General features: G+C 70.1%; 15 protein-coding genes and 1 pseudogene. 6 read left to right on the top strand and 10 right to left on the bottom strand.

The annotated features are described in order from the left end of the window. Positions 1-81: 81 nt before the first annotated feature. The 5 genes from F1D61_RS05060 to F1D61_RS05040 all read left to right on the top strand — a co-directional run bounded on the left by F1D61_RS05060 (position 82) and on the right by F1D61_RS05040 (position 5,357). The gene (locus F1D61_RS05060; protein ID WP_203156774.1) at positions 82-1,347 is read left to right on the top strand and encodes an ABC transporter substrate-binding protein; all 1,266 of its coding nucleotides are present in this window, start codon (positions 82-84) and stop codon (positions 1,345-1,347) included. Positions 1,348-1,579: 232 nt separating this feature from the next. After that, positions 1,580-2,455, top strand: coding sequence for a branched-chain amino acid ABC transporter permease (locus F1D61_RS05055; RefSeq protein WP_203156773.1), 876 nt, complete (start codon positions 1,580-1,582; stop codon positions 2,453-2,455). A 32-nt stretch (positions 2,456-2,487) separates the two neighbouring features. Further along, entirely contained in the window at positions 2,488-3,414 is a 927-nt protein-coding gene (locus tag F1D61_RS05050; RefSeq protein ID WP_203156772.1) for a branched-chain amino acid ABC transporter permease, read from the top strand. 40 nt (positions 3,415-3,454) lie between these two features. Continuing rightward, on the top strand, positions 3,455-4,969 hold the full coding sequence (locus F1D61_RS05045; protein ID WP_203156771.1) for an ATP-binding cassette domain-containing protein: 1,515 nt from the start codon (positions 3,455-3,457) through the stop codon (positions 4,967-4,969). 139 nt (positions 4,970-5,108) lie between these two features. After that, a complete protein-coding gene (locus F1D61_RS05040) occupies positions 5,109-5,357 on the top strand; it encodes a DUF6894 family protein (RefSeq protein WP_203156770.1) in 249 nt (82 codons plus the stop codon). A gap of 248 nt (positions 5,358-5,605) precedes the next feature. Here the strand turns inward: F1D61_RS05040 and F1D61_RS05035 are convergent, their stop codons facing one another. From F1D61_RS05035 to F1D61_RS04990, 10 genes and pseudogenes are all read right to left on the bottom strand, one after another. Beyond that, positions 5,606-6,145 (bottom strand): methyl-accepting chemotaxis protein, encoded by a 540-nt coding sequence (locus F1D61_RS05035; protein ID WP_281437047.1) that lies wholly within the window; start codon positions 6,143-6,145, stop codon positions 5,606-5,608. Further along, positions 6,055-7,593, bottom strand: coding sequence for a HAMP domain-containing protein (locus tag F1D61_RS05030; RefSeq protein WP_203156769.1), 1,539 nt, complete (start codon positions 7,591-7,593; stop codon positions 6,055-6,057). The genes F1D61_RS05035 and F1D61_RS05030 overlap by 91 nt, the downstream gene beginning before the upstream one ends. Positions 7,594-7,883: 290 nt before the next feature. Continuing rightward, positions 7,884-9,248 (bottom strand): sigma-54-dependent transcriptional regulator FlbD, encoded by a 1,365-nt coding sequence (gene flbD, locus F1D61_RS05025; protein WP_203156768.1) that lies wholly within the window; start codon positions 9,246-9,248, stop codon positions 7,884-7,886. A gap of 46 nt (positions 9,249-9,294) precedes the next feature. Next, entirely contained in the window at positions 9,295-9,645 is a 351-nt protein-coding gene (gene fliN, locus F1D61_RS05020; protein WP_203156767.1) for a flagellar motor switch protein FliN, read from the bottom strand. 38 nt (positions 9,646-9,683) lie between these two features. Then, positions 9,684-10,324: pseudogene (locus tag F1D61_RS05015) on the bottom strand (FliH/SctL family protein). Between the two features lie 61 nt (positions 10,325-10,385). Continuing rightward, a complete protein-coding gene (locus F1D61_RS05010; protein ID WP_203156766.1) occupies positions 10,386-11,435 on the bottom strand; it encodes a flagellar motor switch protein FliG in 1,050 nt (349 codons plus the stop codon). Positions 11,436-11,559: 124 nt separating this feature from the next. After that, positions 11,560-13,203 (bottom strand): flagellar basal-body MS-ring/collar protein FliF, encoded by a 1,644-nt coding sequence (fliF, locus tag F1D61_RS05005; RefSeq protein WP_203156765.1) that lies wholly within the window; start codon positions 13,201-13,203, stop codon positions 11,560-11,562. A 524-nt stretch (positions 13,204-13,727) separates the two neighbouring features. Continuing rightward, positions 13,728-14,003: a DUF1153 domain-containing protein gene (locus F1D61_RS05000; RefSeq protein ID WP_048443591.1), complete on the bottom strand. Its 276-nt coding sequence runs from the start codon at positions 14,001-14,003 to the stop codon at positions 13,728-13,730. A gap of 112 nt (positions 14,004-14,115) precedes the next feature. After that, on the bottom strand, positions 14,116-14,793 hold the full coding sequence (locus F1D61_RS04995; RefSeq protein WP_203156764.1) for a flagellar hook assembly protein FlgD: 678 nt from the start codon (positions 14,791-14,793) through the stop codon (positions 14,116-14,118). A gap of 36 nt (positions 14,794-14,829) precedes the next feature. Next, on the bottom strand, positions 14,830-16,116 hold the full coding sequence (locus tag F1D61_RS04990; protein WP_203156763.1) for a flagellar hook-length control protein FliK: 1,287 nt from the start codon (positions 16,114-16,116) through the stop codon (positions 14,830-14,832). 261 nt (positions 16,117-16,377) lie between these two features. Between F1D61_RS04990 and mnmA the strand changes: the two genes are divergently transcribed. Further along, a complete protein-coding gene (mnmA, locus tag F1D61_RS04985; protein WP_203156762.1) occupies positions 16,378-17,526 on the top strand; it encodes a tRNA 2-thiouridine(34) synthase MnmA in 1,149 nt (382 codons plus the stop codon). Positions 17,527-17,533: the final 7 nt, after the last annotated feature.

Genomic DNA, 17,533 nt, shown 5'->3' with positions numbered 1-17,533 from the left:
TGTGATCTAACAAGCTCCCGCTACACTCTCCCTCCGAGCCGCGACGCCATCAATCAAACAGCGGCCGGAAGAGGGAACGTCATGCTGGAATGCGCATCCGTCGCCAGGCGGCGGCTCGTCCGCGCGTTGCTTGGCTCAACGATTCTGTTGGCCGCCAATGCCTCGCTCTCGACGGTTCAGGCCGCGGACCCGATCCGCATCGCGGTGATCGCGGAGGCGCAGGCCATCGCCGGGGCGTCGATTCCCCAGGCCGCGCAGCTCGCCGCCGACGAGATCAACGCCAAGGGCGGGATGGACGGGCGCAAGATCGAGATCATCGCTTACGACAACAAGAGCTCGGCCGCCGACTCGGTCCGCGCCTTCCAGCGCGCGGCGAGCGAGGACAAGGCCCACGCGGTCATCGCCAGCTACATCAGCGAGGTGGTGCTGGCACTCCAGCCCTGGTCGGCCCGGCTGAAGCTGCCCTTCATCACCCCCGGCGCCGCCTCGAACGAGATCCCGCTCAACGTCCACAAGGACTACGCCCGCAACAAGTACTCCTTCCACGGCTACCTGACCTCGAAGGCGCAGTCGCAGGCGGTCTGCGACGCCGCCAAGGCGATCCTGGTCGAGGGCCGGCAGATGAAAACCGCCGTGATCATGAGCGAGGATGCTGCGTGGACGAAGCCCCTGGACGAGGGCTACAAGGAGTGCCTGCCGAAGGTCGGGCTGAAGGTGCTCGACCATATCCGGTTCTCGCCGAGCACCACCGACTTCAATCCGATCTTCAGCCGCATCGAGGGCGCCAAGCCCGACGTGATCGTCACCGGCATCTCGCATGTCGGCGTGCAGCCGACGGTGCAGTGGCGCAGCCAGCAGGTGCCGATCCCGATGATCGGCATCGCCTCGCAGGCGACGAACTCGACCTTCTGGAAAGAGACGAACGGCGCCACCGAGGGCGTGCTGTTCGAGATGTTCGCCGCCCCCGGCACCACCGTCACGCCGAAGACCGCGCCGTTTGCCGAAGCCTTCAAGGCCAAGTACGGCAGCTATCCGGGATATGCCGGCTACACGGCCTATGACGAGGTCTACTACATCGCCGATGCGGTGAAGCGGGCCGGCTCGACCGATCCCGACAAGCTCGTCGACGCGCTCGAGAAGACCGACTGGGAAGGCACCCTCGGGCGCATCCAGTTCTACGGCAAGGACGACGAGTTCACCCACTCGATCAAGTACGGCCCCGGCCTCGTGTCGGGCATGATGATGCAGTGGCAGGACGGCAAGCAGCTGGCGATCTGGCCTCCGACCGTGGCCAACGGGAAGATCACGTTCCCGAGCTTCGTCAAGGCCGGGACGGCGGCGAACTAAACGCCCCCATTGATCGACCCTGATCCAGCCGACGCGGGATCCCCTCTCCCGTTTGGGAGAGGGGTAGGGGTGAGGGTGATACGGTTCTGAGTTCGGCACTCAGCCTAGAGCGGCCAGCACGACGCTCAGCGTTTCACACTGAAGCGTGTCACCCTCACCCCCAACCCCTCTCCCAAACGGGAGAGGGGAGATCTTGCGCGCGCCTCGCCCCCTCCTCTTCCCCGCGAGCCCCATGACCGCGATCCAGATCCTCATCGACGGCTTCGCCATCTCGGCGCTCTACGCGCTCGGCGCCACCGGCTTCACCCTCATCTTCGGCGTCTCGGGCGTGCTCAACCTCTCGCACGGGGCGCTGATGGTCACCGCCGCGGTGGTGGCCTGGGCGGCGTCGAGCGAGTTCGGCCTCGGCTCCTATGCCGGTGCGGCGACCGGCATCGTCGTCTGCACAGCTCTCACGCTGGCCACCTACGGCGTCGTCGTGCGTCCCATCGACAAGTCCCGGGCGATCCCGCCGGAGGAGAAGGAGATCTTCATCCTCACCGGCACGCTGCTCTGGGGCATCATGATCCAGGAGTTCATCGCCTACCTGTTCACCAGCAACGCCAAGACGGTGATGCCGATCGTCGAGGGCGTGGTGACCATCGCGGGCGTGCGCACGCCGTGGAACCAGGTCTTCACGGCGGTGGTGTGCTGGGCGACGATCGGGCTGTTGTGGCTGCTGGTGAACCGCACCCGCACCGGCAAGGTGCTGCTGGCCGCCTCGATGAATCCCCGCGGCGTCACCCTCCTCGGGTTCGAACTGTCGAAGATCTACGTCGCGATCTGGCTCATCTACGGCGTGCTCGCCGGCATCGCGGGCGTGCTGCTCGGCCAGTTCCTCGGCGTGTCGAGCTACAGCGTCGGCCCGCTCACCGCCAGCGCCTTCTCGATCGTGGTGCTGGGCGGCTTGGGCAGCGTCTCGGGCTCGCTGATCGCGGCCTACGTCGTCGGCTATCTCGAGACGCTCACCGCCTACCTCGTCTCCCCGGCCTACCGGACCATCCCCGCGCTGCTGCTGCTCGTCGCCGTGATGTATGTCCGCCCGCAGGGCCTGCTCGGGCGCCGCTGACGCCCGGCTCTCTCTTATCGGATACAGGCCCCATGCTCGCCAAGACCGTTCGCAATCCCCTGTTCTGGCTCTGCCTGATCGGCCTCGCGCTCGCCAGCGTGCTGCCGCTCTGGGTCTCGGGCTACATCCTCGGGCTCCTGACCGTCGCATACTATTTCGGCGTGTTCTCGATGGCCTGGGACCTGCTCTTCGGCTTTGCCGGCGAGGTCAATTTCGGGCCGACCTTCCTGATCGGTCTGGGCGCCTACACCGCCGGCATCCTCAACGGCCACGGCGTCGGCATCCCCTTGTGCCTTCTGGCCGGCACGGTCGCGGCGGTGATCGGCGGCCTCGTCCTGGCGCTGCCGGCGCTAAGGGTGCGGGGGCCGTATTTCGGCCTCACCACCGTCGTGGCGGTGCTGATCCTGCAAAACCTGATCGTGGTCTTCGCCGACACCACCGGCGGCGAGATCGGCCTGACGGTGCCGGACGTCATCAGCATCGACGCGGCCACCAATTACTGGATCGCGCTCGGCTTCATGGGGGTGAGCGGGCTGATCCTCTACGCCATCGCGGTCTCGCCGGTCGGGCTGATCCTCCAGGCGAGCGGGCAGGACCCGGTCGAGGCGGGCGCCTTGGGCTTCAACGTCGCCAAGCACAAGCTCGCGGCATTCTGCGTCAGCGCGGTGTTCTCCGGTCTCGCCGGTGCGCTGTTCGTCTTCTACATGGGCACCGCCTCGGTCGGCACGCTGGTCGACGTCTCGGTCGGCGTCCAGGTCATCATCGGGGCGGTGCTCGGCGGGCGGCGCACCATCGTCGGCGGCGTGCTCGGCGCGGTGTTCCTGATCGCCGCCGGCGAGATCCTGCGGCCGCTCGGCTCGCTCTCGACCTTCGTGGTCTCGGCCGCGGCGCTGGCGGTGATCCTGTTCGTGCCCTCGGGCCTCCTCGGCCTCCTCACCCGGCAAGGCCAGCGCGCCTGATGCCCCGCCCCTCCTCTGGTCTCCGACAAGGGTTGCGTTCATGAGTGCGGCCGGCCTCGCCTCCTCCCCCCTGCCCTCCGCCGAGCCCGATACCGCCCCGCCGCTCCTCGCGGTCGAGGGCCTGACCAAGCGCTATGGCGGCCTCGTCGCGGCGAAATCGATCGGCTTTACCGTGCGGGCCGGCGAGATCGTCGGGCTGATCGGGCCGAACGGCTCGGGCAAGTCCACGGTGATGAAGCTCATCATGGGGCTGGAGCGCCCGAATGCCGGCAGCATCAAGCTCGCCGGCACCGAGATCGCCGGCTGGCCGTCGCACAAGGTGGCGCGGGCCGGCATCGGCCTCGTTTTCCAGCATTCGCGGCCGCTGCACCGGCAGACCGTGCTGGAGAACATCAAGCTCGCGCTCCTGCCCGACAGTCTGATCCGGCTCTTCGCCGATCCGGGCGTCGAGACGCGCGCCCGGGCCATCGCCGAGCGGGTGGGTCTGGGGAGCGTCATGGACCGCCGCCCCGGCACCCTGCCCTTTGCGGATCTCCGCCGGATGGAGCTCGCCAAGGCGATCGCCCGCGATCCCCAGGTGGTGCTGGTCGACGAGCCCTTTGCCGGCCTCACCTCCGGCGAGGTGGCGGATTTCTCCGCCCTGATCCGCGGCTTTCGCGACGAGGGCAAGGCGGTGCTCCTCGTCGACCACAACGTGAAGAGTGTGTCGGCCCTCGTCGACCGTGTCTTCGCGATGTATCTCGGCGAGCGCGTCGCCGAGGGCACGGCCGCCGAGGTGATGCGCAACGAGACCGTGCGCCGGGTCTATCTCGGCGGCAGCATCGAGACGGCGGCGCGGCCCGAGGCCCGCTTCTCCGGTCGGCCCCTGCTCCAGGTCGAGGGGCTCGACGTGCTCTACGGCAAGGCGCAGGCCCTGCGCGGGGTGAGCCTCCACGTCCACGAGGGCGAGTTCGTCTCGGTGGTGGGCCTCAACGGCGCCGGCAAGACGACGTTGTTCAACGCCATCTCCGGCCTCGTCCCGCATGCCGGGCAGATCGGCTTCGCGGGCGAGCCGCTGGCGAGGCGCACGCCCGCGAGCATCGCGCGGAACGGCATCGTCCAGGTGCCGGAATCCCGAGAATTGTTCGGCGAGATGAGCGTGCGCGAAAACCTCGATCTCGGCGGCCAGCACCTGCCGAAGGCCGAGAGCGCGCGCCAGCTCGACTGGCTGTTCGAGCTGTTTCCGATCCTGAAAAGCCGCGGCGGCCAGATGGCCCGCACGCTCTCAGGGGGAGAGCAGCAGATGCTCACCATCGCCCGCGCCCTGATGATGAAGCCGCGCCTCCTGATCCTCGACGAGCCGACGCTCGGCCTCGCCCCGGTGATCCTCGAACAGCTCTCCAAGGCCCTGGAGCGCCTGCGCCAGACCACGCCGATCACGGTGCTGCTCGGCGAGCAGAACGTCACCTTCGCGCTGCCCCATGCCGACCGGGTCTACGTGCTGGAGCATGCCCGCATCGTCTGGGAGGGCCCGCCCGACCGCTTCGCGGCGGAGGCCGGCAGCGGCTATCTCTAGGGACCGATACTCCACGATCACCTGAAGCGCGGCAGGAGACGACAGGCTTCGAGAAACCCGGGAACCCTTGACTCGGGTTAAGGCGGCCGGAGACGAGGGGACGTAATGAGGCAGGACAGCCACCCCAGGAGAGAGCGGCATGTCCTGCTACTACTTTCACTTCCAGGTCGGCAGCCGTCTCATCCGGGACACGCGCGGCGTCGAACTCGAGGAGCCGCACGAGATCATCACCTGCTCGGCCCATATCGCCGGGCTTTTGAAGCGCCGCGCCTGCCGCGAGCCCGAGTGGAAGGAGGCGATCATCCATGTCGAGGACAAGGAACGCCGCTTCAGCCTCTTCCTGCCGATCGCCCGGTTCGCGGAGGCGATTCCGAGACTGCAGGCGTAGGGTTGATCGAAAATCTGCTTTCGGTCCGATGGACCGCTCAACGCGATCAGAAAACATCCCCCACCATCAACCTCATCCTGAGGTGTTAGTCGATCGAAGATCGACTAACCTCGAAGGAGGCCTCCAGACATCGGTGCGGCATCTGGAGCCCTCCTTCGAGGCTCCTTGCAGTCGCACCTCAGGATGAGGTCGTGGATAGGACGAGATCGTTCTACGCGCCGGCATCGAAAGACCGGCAGCGACACCTTCTACGCCGCCTTGATCTCCATGACGAATTCACCGATCTCCCGATCCAGGATGGCGGCCTGACGCGCCAGGTCCTGGGCGGCGCGCAGCACCTGGTCGGCGGTGCCGCCGGTGCGGTCGGCGCCCTGCTGTACCGCATCGATGTGGCCCGAGACGACCTGCGTGCTGTGGGCGGCGTGCTGGACGTTGCGGGCGATCTCGCCGGTGGCGGCGCTCTGGCGCTCCATCGCGCCGGCGACGCCGGTGGCGATGGCGTTCATGTCGCGGATCGTGCCGCCGATCGCCTCGATCGCCTGCACCGCCTGGACGGTCTGGGCCTGGATGCTGCCGATCTGGCCGGCGATCTCGTCGGTCGCCCTCGCCGTCCGGGTGGCGAGATCCTTGACTTCCGCCGCCACCACCGCGAAGCCGCGGCCGGCTTCGCCGGCGCGCGCCGCCTCGATCGTGGCGTTCAAGGCCAGCAGGTTGGTCCGCCCGGCGATGCTGGTGATGAGCTGGACCACGTCGCCGATCTGCTGCGCGCCGGCGGCGAGCGCCCGGATCGTCGCCTCGGTGCGCGCGGCCTCCGCGTCGGCCCGGCCGGCGATGACCGAGGAATGGGCGACCTGCCGGGTGATCTCCTCGATGCTGGCGGAGAGTTCGTCCGTGGCGTTCGCGACGCCGCCGACATTGGCGGAGGTCTGGCTTGCCGCCTCCGCGACGCCCGCCGACAAGCTGGAAGATTCGGCGGCCGAGGTCGAGAGGTTGTGCGCGGCCCCTCCATCTGGCCCGCCGCCGCGGTCAGGGACGCAATCAGCGCCGAGACCTTGCCCTCGAAGCCCCGGGTCAGGGTCTCAAGATGGCGCGCCCGCGCCATCTTGGCGTCGGTTTCCCGGCGCTGGATCGCGTCGCGGGACTCGGAATCGACCAGTCCGTCGCGAAAGAGCGCCACGGTGCGGGCCATCGCGCCGATCTCGTCGGTCCGGCCGGTATCCGGCAGGGCGATCGCCCGGGCGCCGCCGCCCAACGCCGCCATGGCGCCCGACAGGCGCTGGAGCGGCGCGGTGATCGAGCGGGCGAGCAGCAGCGAGATCACGATTCCGAGGAGCACGATGCCGGCCGCCTTGGCGAGGAACGCGGTCGTCCCCTCCTTGACGCTGCGGGCGAAGTCCTGCTCCGCCTCCACCCCGTCGCGGGCCATCACCGCCAGCAGGGATTCGGAGGCCTTCATCGACTCGTCCCGGGCGACGCGGGAGAGCTTCAGGTGCCGGCTCCACTCGGCCGACAGCTCGGAGGCCCGGTCGAGCGCCCCGCGCCAGGCGGTCAGCTTCGCCGCGAGATCGGAATTGGCCGGCAGCTTGGCCTGGCTCGCCGCCGCGAACTGGCTCGCGGCCGCGATGGTCTTGGCCTCCCCCGTCACCTTCAGCTGCACCGTCTGGTCGCGGGCGGACTGGAATGCGTCCGCGGCGGCGTTCAGCATCCGGGCCTGATCGAGATCGCCGGCCTCGTAGGCGCGGCTGCGCCGCTGCGCCAGGCCCGCGGCGATCTGCTCGCCGGCCTGGTCGATGTCCTGGCGCAGGAGGGCCGTTTCCTCCCCCTTGATCCGGGCCATGATGACGTATTCGTCGCCGTAGGTCCGCAGGGCCCTGGCGATCACGGCGCTGGTCGCGAGCTCGTCGCCCGACAATCCGACCGCGGGTCCGCGTTCGATCAGGCCGACGGATTTGTCGAGAAGGTCGCGCGCGGCCTTGAGCACCGCCGGATCGAAGCGCTGGAGCCAGCGGCTCAGTTCGAAGCGCGCCTGCAGCATCGCCATGTCGATGGAGCGGACATGCTCGGCCTTGGCGCGGTTCTGCTGGTAGTCGGCGAAGTCCGAACTCACCTGCGTCACCAGCAGGTAGCCCGACACCGCGACGCCGACGGTGGTTGCCAGCACCACGCCGAAGCCCGCGAAGATTCGTGCCTTGATCGACAGCCGCGCCAGGCGCCCGCCCTTGACCCACGTCCGCATCACGCCCGCCATTCCGCCCACGGCTCACCGTGCCGGCAAGATTGGGGCTCGTCCGCTAAAACACGATTAAGACGAGCGTTTTTTCCTGTTCGAGTCGGCTGATGCCCGGAGGAAAGCCCGAACCGGCAATGAGACGACGGGAAGGTGACGGCGCTCCCGGAGCAGGATCAAGCGCAGTTCGACCGCGGATGAAGCATCCGGCGTGGATGGCGCGACACGCCGCTCGCCGTCGCCGGGCCGGCAAAATTCCATCTCGTCGCGGCATCATGGAAAATCATCTTTGCAACCCGTCAGCCGTAGGCCGCCAGCGCCCGGGTGTGGCCGGGCTCGGCCACCGGGATGCCGGAATCGGTGTATTCGTTGAGCTTGTTGCGCAGGGTGCGGATCGAGATGCCGAGGATCTTGGCGGCGTGGGTGCGGTTGCCGAGGCAATGGTCGAGGGTGTCGAGGATCAGGTCGCGCTCGACTTCCGCCAGCGAGCGGCCGACGAAGCCCCGCGTCGCCGCCTCGGCGGCCTGGACCGCGCGGGCGACGGGGCTGGCGGCGACGGCCAGCGCGTCCCCCTCCGGCGAGCGGATCGCGTCGGCGTCGATCTCCGGGCCGCTCGCCAGCAGCACCGCCCGGTGGAGGGTGTTCTCCAGCTCGCGGACGTTGCCGGGCCAGGGGCTCTGCATGACGAGGCGGCGCGCCTCGGCCGAGAGCGGCCGGGGCGGCACGCCGTTGGCCTCGGCGTATTTGCGCGCGAAGTGGCCGGCGAGCTCGAGGATGTCCGAGGGGCGGTCGCGCAGGGGCGGCAGGCGCAGGTTCACCACGTTGAGGCGGTAGAGCAGGTCCTCGCGGAACGTCCCTTTGCGCGCCTCCTCGGCGAGGTTGCGGTTCGAGGTGGCGAGCACCCGGATGTCGACCTTCACCGGCTGGGTGCCGCCGACCCGGTCGATCACCCGCTCCTGGAGCGCCCGCAGGAGCTTGGCCTGGAGCCGGACGTCCATCTCGGAAATTTCGTCGAGGAGCAGCGTGCCGCCATTGGCCTCCTCGAACCGGCCGATGCGCCGGGCCACCGCCCCGGTGAAGGCGCCCTTCTCGTGGCCGAACAGCTCGGATTCGAGCAGCGCGTCGGGAATCGCCGCGCAGTTCACGCTGACGAAGGGCTTTTGCACCCGGTTGGAGCGGGTGTGGAGGTAGCGCGCCAGCACCTCCTTGCCGGTGCCGCTCTCGCCGGTGATCAGCACCGAGGCGTCGGAGCGCGCCACCTGCTCGGCGAGCTTGACCACCCGCTCCATCGCCGGATCGCGCCAGACGAAGGAGCGGGCATCCGCCGTCACCGCCTCCAGCACCGCCGCGATCAGCTCGGGATCGGGCGGCAGCGGGATGTATTCCTTGGCCCCCGCCTGGATCGCCGCCACCGCCGCCTTGGCGTCGGTCCCGGTGCCGCAGGCGACGACCGGCGTGCGGATGCGCTCGTCGGACAACGCCGTCACCAGGGACCGGATCGGCAGGGCCACGTCGACCATGACGAGGTCGGCGCCCTTGGCCCTGAGCGCGTTGAGCCCCTGCTCGATGCCGTCGGCCTGGGTCACGGCCGCGCCGCGGCTCATGGCGATCCGGGAGGCGGTGACGAGTTCGCCGCTGAGGCGTCCGATGATCAAGAGCCGCATGGCGGGCACTCCGTTGGGCGGGTCGGCGGGGTGGCGAGGGTGGGGTTCAGCCGTCGGCCTTGACGATCTCGGTCATCGTCACGCCGAGGCGCTCCTCCACCAGCACCACCTCGCCGCGGGCGACGAGGCGGTTGTTGACGAAGATGTCGATCGCCTCGCCGACCTTGCGGTCGAGCTCCAGCACCGTGCCGGGACCGAGGCGCAGGAGGTCGCCGATCGGCATCCGCGACGAGCCGAGCACCGCCGAGACCATCACCGGCACGTCGAAGACCTGTTCGAGGTCGGCGGCCGACTTGGCGGCCATCGGCGCATCGCGCATCGCGCCGACCGTCGCCGCGTCGAAGGCGAGGTCCGCTTCGCTGAGCTGCGGCAGGCCGAGATCGTTGTCGGAGGACATTCGCGTACCTCGTTGAGAGAAAAGGTCGGAAGGAAGCGTCAGGCGGTCGGCAGGGCGGCGGTCAGCGCCGCCTCGATGGCCGCGCGCTCGCGCACCACGCCGCCATCGGCCCATTCGATGCGGGCATCCCCGGCGCCATGCCGGGATCGCCGAGAACGATCAGGCGGCCCTCGTAGCCGCGCTCGCGGGCAAGCCGGGCGACCTGGGCCTGCGTCTCGTCGACGAGGGCGTCGTGGACCCGGATCGCCAGGTGCGGCACGCCGCGCAGGTGCTGGAGCGCGCGGCCCGCGGCCTCCGTGATCGCCGCCACCGGATGGTGGTCGAGGGCGGCCCCGGCGATCTTGCGCCCGAGCGCCACGGCGAAGTCGAGGGCCTGGGCCTCCCGCTCGGCATCGCGCTCGTCGGCGCCGGCGATCATGCCGGCGGCGGCGGCGGCGACACGGTTGAGGGCGTCGGCGAGGCGTGCCTGGACCTGCGCCTCGGCCTGGGCGCGGCCCTCCTGCAGGCCGCGGGCATAGGCCTCGGCCTCCGCCGCCTCCCGGGCGGCCTCCCGCGCCGCCGCCTCGGCCCGCGCCTGCGCCTGCGCCAGGGCGTCGGCGGCCGGAGCCTCGTCTCGCGCGGGCGCGGCGACGGGGCTGCGGAAGTCGGTATCGAACAGGAAGCGCCGGATCTGCGCCATCAGGCTGTGTCCCTCGGGGCGGGCTCGAACGTGTCGCGGGGCTGCGTCGTGCGGGCGGGCATCAATAGACCAGCTCTTCCTCGGCGCTGTTCTTGGCGATCATGATCTCGCCCTTCTCGGCCAGTTCCTTGGCGAGGTCGGTCATCTTCGACTGGGCCTCGTCGACCTCCTTGAGGCGGATCGGCCCGAGCGACTCGATGTCGTTCTGCATGTTCCTGGACGAGCGGCTCGACATGTTGGCGAAGAAGAAGTTCCGGACCGGGTCCGACGCGCCCTTGAGCGCGCGGGCCAGCACGTCGCGGTCGACGCTGCGCATCAGGGTCTGGACGCTGCCGGCATCGAGCTTCATCAGGTCGTCGAAGGTGAACATGAGCTGGCGGATCTTCTTCGCCGAGCCGCGGTTCGACTGGTCGAGGGCGGTGAGGAACCGGATCTCGGTCTGCCGGTCGAAGGCGTTGAACACGTCGGCGAGCAATTCGTGGGCGTCGCGCCGCGTGGTCTGGGCGATGGTCGAGACGAACTCGACCCGCAGGATCTCCTCGATGTGGCGCAGGGCCTCCTTCTGCACCGTCTCCATCCGGAGCATCCGGTTGAGGACGTCGATGGCGAAGTCCTCCGGCAGGATGGTCAGGACCTTGGCGGCGTAGTCCGAGCGCACCCGCGACAGGATCACCGCGACGGTCTGCGGGTATTCGTTGCGCAGGAACGAGGCCAGGATCTCGGGGTCGATCTGGGTCAGGCTGGCCCAGACCCGGCGGGTCGAGGCGCCCTTCACCTCGGCCATGATCACCGCGACCTGCTCGGGCGGGAAGATCTTGAGCAGCAGCGACTCAGTGCGCTCGAAGCTCGAGGTGATGCCGCCGCTGGCCGAGAGCCGGGACACGAAGTCGATGATCAGGGCCTCGACCGCCTCCGCCTCGAGCGAGCCGAGCTGGACCATGGCGTGCGAGACCTTCTTGACCTCGTCCTCCTCCAGCATCCGCCAGATCGGGGCGCCCTCCTCCTCGCCGAGCAGCAGCAGGAGGGCGGCGGCACGGTGGGTCCCGGGCATCTCGGCGAAGGTCAGGCCCGCGATCGTGGAGCGGGATGCCGGCATCGGGGTCACGGCCATGGCGTCGGCTTCTCTCGGGCGGAACGGAGTGCGGGAGACGTGTCTTGGTCTTGGGGGCGTTCGGCGGGCCGAAGCCTCGGCGGTCGTTAATCCGGCAGCGTCGGCGGTCGTTGATCCGGTAGCGTCAGCGGTCGTTGATCCAGGTGCGCAGCACCTCGACCGTCTCGGTCGGGTTCGACTTCACGATGTCGACGACGCGCTCGATCGTCTCGGCCTGGATCTTGCCGTTGATCTTGGCGAACTCGACGACGCGCCGGGCCTGGCTCTCGGGCAGGGCGAGTTCGGCCGGAGCGGCGCCCGCCAGCGCGCCCTCCACCGCCATCACCAGGCCGGGATGATCGGAGGCGAGGATCGAGATCGGGGCCTGCGCCGGATCCTCGGAGGCGACGACCTTCTGCACCAGCGGGCGGACCACCGTCATCAGCACCACGAGGCCGAGGAGGAAGAGCACCGACATCTCGGCGATGCGCAGCACGTCCTCCTTGGTCGGCTGGAGGAGCGAGGCCAGCAGACCCTGCTCCTGGAACTCGGGCACCGCCGGGGTGTCGGCAAAGCGCAGGTTCACCACCTCGACCTGGTCGCCCCGGGCCCGGTCGTAGCCGACCGCGGTGCGCACCAGCGCGGTGATGCGCTCCAGTTCCGGCGCCGGCCGCGGCGCGTAGGCCGGCTTGCCGTCCGGGCCCGCCGCGTAGGTGCCGTCAATCAGCACCGCCACCGACAGGCGCCGGATCCGGCCGCCCTCGTTCACCTCGGTGCGGGTGACGCGGGAGATCTCGTAGTTGGTGGTCTCCTCGTTCTTGTTCGAGGCCTCGCGCGGACCCTGGTTCTGCTGGGCCTGGTTCGCGCCGGGCAGTTCGTTGCCGACGGTGACGCCGTTCTCGCTGCTCTGCGACTGCGAGTTCTCGCTGCGGGTCTGGGTCGAGCGCACCACCCGGCTCTCGGGATCGAAGGTCTCCGACCGGCTCTCGATCCGGTTGGGGTCGAGCTCGGCCGTGACCTGGACCCGGGCCCGGCCCGACCCGACGATGCCGGCGACGATCTCCTCGACCTGGGCCCGCAGGCGCCGCTCCATGGTGGTCTGGCGCTCGTCGAGGCCGACGCCGTTCTGGGCTTCCGCCCCGCGGGCGCCGTCGGCGAGGAGCCGCCCGCGCTCGTCGACGATCGAGATGCGTTCGGGCTTCAGCCCCTCGACCGCCGAGGCGACGAGGTGGCGCACCGCCCGGACCTGGCCCGGATCGAGATCACCCGACAGCTTCACCACGATCGCGGCGCTCGGCGCCTCGCGGTCGCGGGAAAACAGCCGCTTCTCGGGCAGGACCAGGTGGACGCGGGCCGCCTGGACCCGGCCGATCGCCCGGATCGAGCGGGCGAGCTCACCTTCGAGCGCCCGCAGGTGGTTGACGTTCTGGACGAAGCTCGTCGACGAGAAGGCGTCGCCCTTGTCGAAGATCTCGTAGCCGACGCCGCCGGCGCTCGGCAGGCCCTTGGCGGCGAGATCCATGCGCAGGCGGGCGAGTTCGGCCCGGGGCGCCAGCACGGTCTGGCCGGCATCGCCCCTCGTCTCGTAGCGGATGCCCTTGGCCTCGAGGTCGCGCACGACCGCGCCGGCATCCTGCACCGACAGTTCGGTGTAGAGCACGCCCATCTCGGGCCGCGAGACCCGCAGGATGACGAAAGCGAAGAAACCGATGAGCGCGAGGGTCACCGCCCCCATCGCGGCGAGCCGCGCGGGCCCCAGCTTCGCCACCAGATCGAGGACCGGCTTCACGACCATGCACCCGCCAACCGGAGCCACCGCGGCCCCAGGGCAAAAATTGCCGAGTCGTGGTTATGACTTGGTTAACAGCGCGCAAGAAGGCGCGCGCAGACCCGGGACACCGCCGGCTTCGGGGCGAGGCGTAGGGTTCCGGGATGGGGGCATCCCCGCCGGGCAGGCAGCGGATCACGAGGGTGCCGCGGGATTTCCCCTCTCCCCGTCAGATCCCGGGCTTGCCCGGGATCTGCAAGCGACGGACGAAGTCGGGCAAGCCCGACTTCTTGTTGCGGGGAGAGGGCTGCGTCTCCGTTCAGGAGACGCAGCGAGCGGAGGCGAAGCCGAAGCGAGGGTCAAGGAGTCCCGACGAGTGAGGCTCCTCCGGGAAAACCCCCTCAACCCTCGCGCTTCGCGCTCCTTTCGTCCCCGACAAGGGGGACGAAAGCCTCTCCCCGCCCGCGGGAGAGGAGAAATCCGGCGCTTTTCCGTCTACCCGGGCACTTCTCTCGATCAGTCAGATCGACGCCCCGCCAGCATCCTCACTGACGGTAATGCTGGATCCGGGTCGTGCGCAGGCCGGCGAGCCCGTGCTGCTCGATCGAATACTGCCAGCTCAGGAATTCCTCGGTGGTCAGCGTGTAACGCTGGCACGCTTCCTCGAGGCTCAGCAGCCCGCCGCGGACGGCGGCCACCACCTCGGCCTTGCGCCGGATCACCCATCGGCGGGTATCGGTCGGCGGAAGGTCCGCGATCGTCAGCGGACTTCCGTCTGGCCCGATGACGTACTTCACCCTCGGGCGATGCGGTTCGGTCATGATACGCTCTACACTCGACTGACCTGTCGAGACCGAAGCTACGCATCCGCGCTTAAGATTGGTTGAATCATTTCCCTCGCATGTGATTCGTAATCCACAGCAATCCACCGAATCATTGGCCGCTGGTTCCACCGATCGCCTCGACGCTGCTGAGGGCCACGGTGCGGTCGCCGATGGTCAGGACCGGTTCGGCACCGGAGACGTCCACGCTGGTGATCGCCCCGGTGATCTTGGTGTCGACGGCGACGCTCGAGCCGGTGGCGTCGAGGGCCTGCACCTTCAAGGTGTATTTTCCGTCCGGGGCGAGCTGCCCGGTGGAGGCGCGCCCGTCCCAGGTGAAGCTCTGGCTGCCGGCGGGCAACGCCTTGGTCTGGGTGGCGACCACGTTGCCCTTGGCATCGGTGATGGTCATCACCGCCTTGGCGGCGGCCCGGGCCGGGTTGAGAGTCCAGGTGGCAGTGCCTTTGGCCAGCGGCGACGTGGCCCCGTCCGCCGTCACGGTCTTGCCGATCAGCCCGGAGGCCGTCGCCGCGGCGGACGCCTTGCTGGCGGTGATCAGGTTGCCGAGCTGGTCGTTGGTCTTGAGCTGCTGCTCGACCGAGGCGAACTGCACCAGCTGCTGGGTGAACTGGTTGGTGTCGAGGGGGTCGAGCGGGTTCTGGTTCTGCAGCTGCGTCGTCAGCAGGGTCAGGAACTGGTTGAAGTTCCCGGCGATCGTGCTGGCGTCGCTCTTGGGCGTGGTGCCGGTCGGGTTGGAGAGGCTGGACAGGCTGCTGATGCCGGCGGTCATCGGGACCTCGCAAGTTCGTTCGTCATCGGGGCGTCGCTAGATCCTGAGGTCGAGGCCGAGGCGCTGGCCGAGGTTGCGCAAGGGTGAGGCGGCCTGGGCCTCCTCCGCCGGGGCGGCCGCGCGGTCCTGCCCCTGCGGGCGACCGGCCTGGTCGCGCTGCGGGTTCTGGCCACCGCCGTCGCGCAGGGAGAAGGTGAGGCCGGTCGTGCCGGGATCGAGCCCGGCTTGCGTGAGCGCCTGCTGCAGGCTGGACGCGTCGCGCTGGAGCAGCGCCAGGGTCTCGGGCCGCTCCACCACGAGATGCGCCTTCACGGTGCCGTGCTGGCGGGCGATGTCGAGGCTGACGTCGATGCGGCCGAGCTCGTAGGGATCGAGGCGGATCTCGAAGCGGTTCGAGCCCGTAAGCGCCCGAATCCCGATGGTGATCGGCACCGCGCTCAAAGGCGCCTGCACCGAGACGGCCGGGCGGGTCTCGGCGGCGGCCGGCGCCGCGACCTCGCCCGCCTTCGCCTGCGGCGTGGACAAGGATGGGTCGGGCGCCGCGATGCCGTCGGGCGAGGGGACGGGTCCGCCCGGCGGCGGCTGGTCCGTGCCATCGCCCGCCTTCGCGGCCTCGGCCAGCAGGGCGGCGATGCGCGGATCGGCCGGAGTCGTCGTCTCGACCGCGGCGCCGGACCCGGTCGAGGCCGCCTTCGCGGCGGCGCCCGCACCGGCCGCGGGCGCCGTCGCGACCGGGGCGGCCGGCAAAGCCGGGATCGGCGTCGCGGCGGTGCCCGCGGCCTCACCCGTATCGCCCTCGGCCTCGGTATCGTCGCCGGGAGCGGCCTCGGTGGTCTCGTCGTCGGAGGTGGTTGCCCGGGCCGCTTCGGCCTGTGCCGCATCGGGCGCCGCCACGGCGGGCTTCGCGGCGGTCGCGGCCGACGATGTCGCGGCGGCGTGCTTCCTCACCCGGTCGTCGGCCACGGCGTCCTTCGTGGCCCGGTCCTTCGTGGCACGGTCCTTCGTCGCCTTCTCCTTGGCGGTCCTGTCCCGGTCGATCGAGTCCTGGCGGCCGGCGGCCGTCCCGGCGGCGTCCTCGGCCCGCTCCCGGCGGGATCGGGCCTCGGACGTGGCGTCGGCCCGCTTCGCGTCGGCGTGTCGCGTCTCGGTGGGCGTGGTCTCGATGCGGGACCGCGACGAATCCACCTCCCGCTTGGGCGAGCGCATGATCCGGTCGGCCTCCCGCTCGCTCACGCGGAACGGTTCGTGCGCGACGGCCTTCGCCGTCCGGGCCGGCTCGCGCCCCGCACTCCATCCCCCCTCGCCCGCTCCGCTGATCTGCATCGGCGACCTCCTGGGTCCCGGCAGAGCAAGCCGCCTGCCAGTCGGGCGCGCGTCGTAAGATATTGATTTGATGCGATAATCATAGGGGCGCCGATGGCACCGGCGGGCCGCCCGGTCGGAATCTGCCGGGAACCCGGCAAGAACTTCCCTGCGGGTCGCGCGCCCTCGCGCCCTGGCAGAATGCCGGTCGGATCGCTATAGACTCCGCCAGCGGCCGCGATCTGCTTGCCGGAGCCGCCCCGAGACACCCCTCGCACGGTCATGAACTCGCTCGATCTGCACAAGGCCCCGGAAGACACCCGCGTCGTGGTGGCGATGTCCGGGGGCGTCGATTCCTCGGTCGTCGCCGCGCTCCTGAAGCGCGAGGGCTACGACGTGGTCGGAATCACGCTGCAGCTCTACGACCACGGCGCGGCCACCCATCGCCGCGGCGCCTGCTGCGCCGGCCAGGACATCCACGATGCCCGCCGCGCCGCCGAGACCATCGGCATCCCGCATTACGTCCTCGACTACGAGGACCGGTTCCGCGAGGCGGTGATCGATCGCTTCGCCGACAGCTATCTCCAGGGCGAGACGCCGATCCCCTGCGTCGAGTGCAACCGCTCGATCAAGTTCCGCGACCTCCTCACCACCGCCCAGGACCTCGGCGCCGACGTGCTGGCGACCGGCCACTACGTCGCGAGCCGGGCGCTGCCGGGCGGCGGCCGGGCGCTCCACCGCGCCCTCGATCCGGCCCGGGACCAGAGCTACTTCCTGTACGCGACCACGAGCCGGCAGCTCGACCTCCTGCGCTTTCCGCTGGGCGAGCGGCCGAAGGACGAGACCCGCGCGCTCGCCAAGGAGTTCGGCCTGTCGGTCGCCGACAAGCCGGACAGCCAGGACATCTGCTTCGTGCCGCAGGGGCGCTACCAGGACGTGATCGCCCGGCTGCGGCCCGACGCGGTGCGGCCGGGCGAGATCGTCCATCTCGACGGGCGGCGGCTCGGCCACCATGACGGCATCATCGGCTTCACGGTCGGCCAGCGCCGCGGCCTCAACGTGGCGGCGGGCGAGCCGCTCTACGTCGTGCGCCTGGAGCCCGGCGAGGCCCGGGTCGTGGTCGGCCCGCGTGAGGCCCTCGCCACCTCGGTGATCCGGCTGGCCGATCCGAACTGGCTCGGCGATGCGCCGCTCACCGCCTCCCGCGACCTGCCCGTGGCGGTCCGCGTGCGCTCGACCCGCGAGCCGCGCCCCGCCACCCTGACCTGGAACCCGGACACGGCGTCGGCCGAGGTGACGCTGGCGACCCCCGAGGACGGGGTGTCGCCGGGCCAGGCCTGCGTCATCTACGCCGATGACGGGCTGAGGGCGCGGGTCCTGGGCGGCGGCACCATCCGGCGGGTCGAGGCGGACCGCCTGGCGGCGGCCTGATTCGACG

The organism is Methylobacterium aquaticum (assembly GCF_016804325.1).
Classification (GTDB): Bacteria; Pseudomonadota; Alphaproteobacteria; order Rhizobiales; family Beijerinckiaceae; genus Methylobacterium; species Methylobacterium aquaticum_C.
The sequence above is the reverse complement of the archived record's forward strand: the minus strand, read 5'-3'. Positions and strand labels throughout refer to the sequence as shown.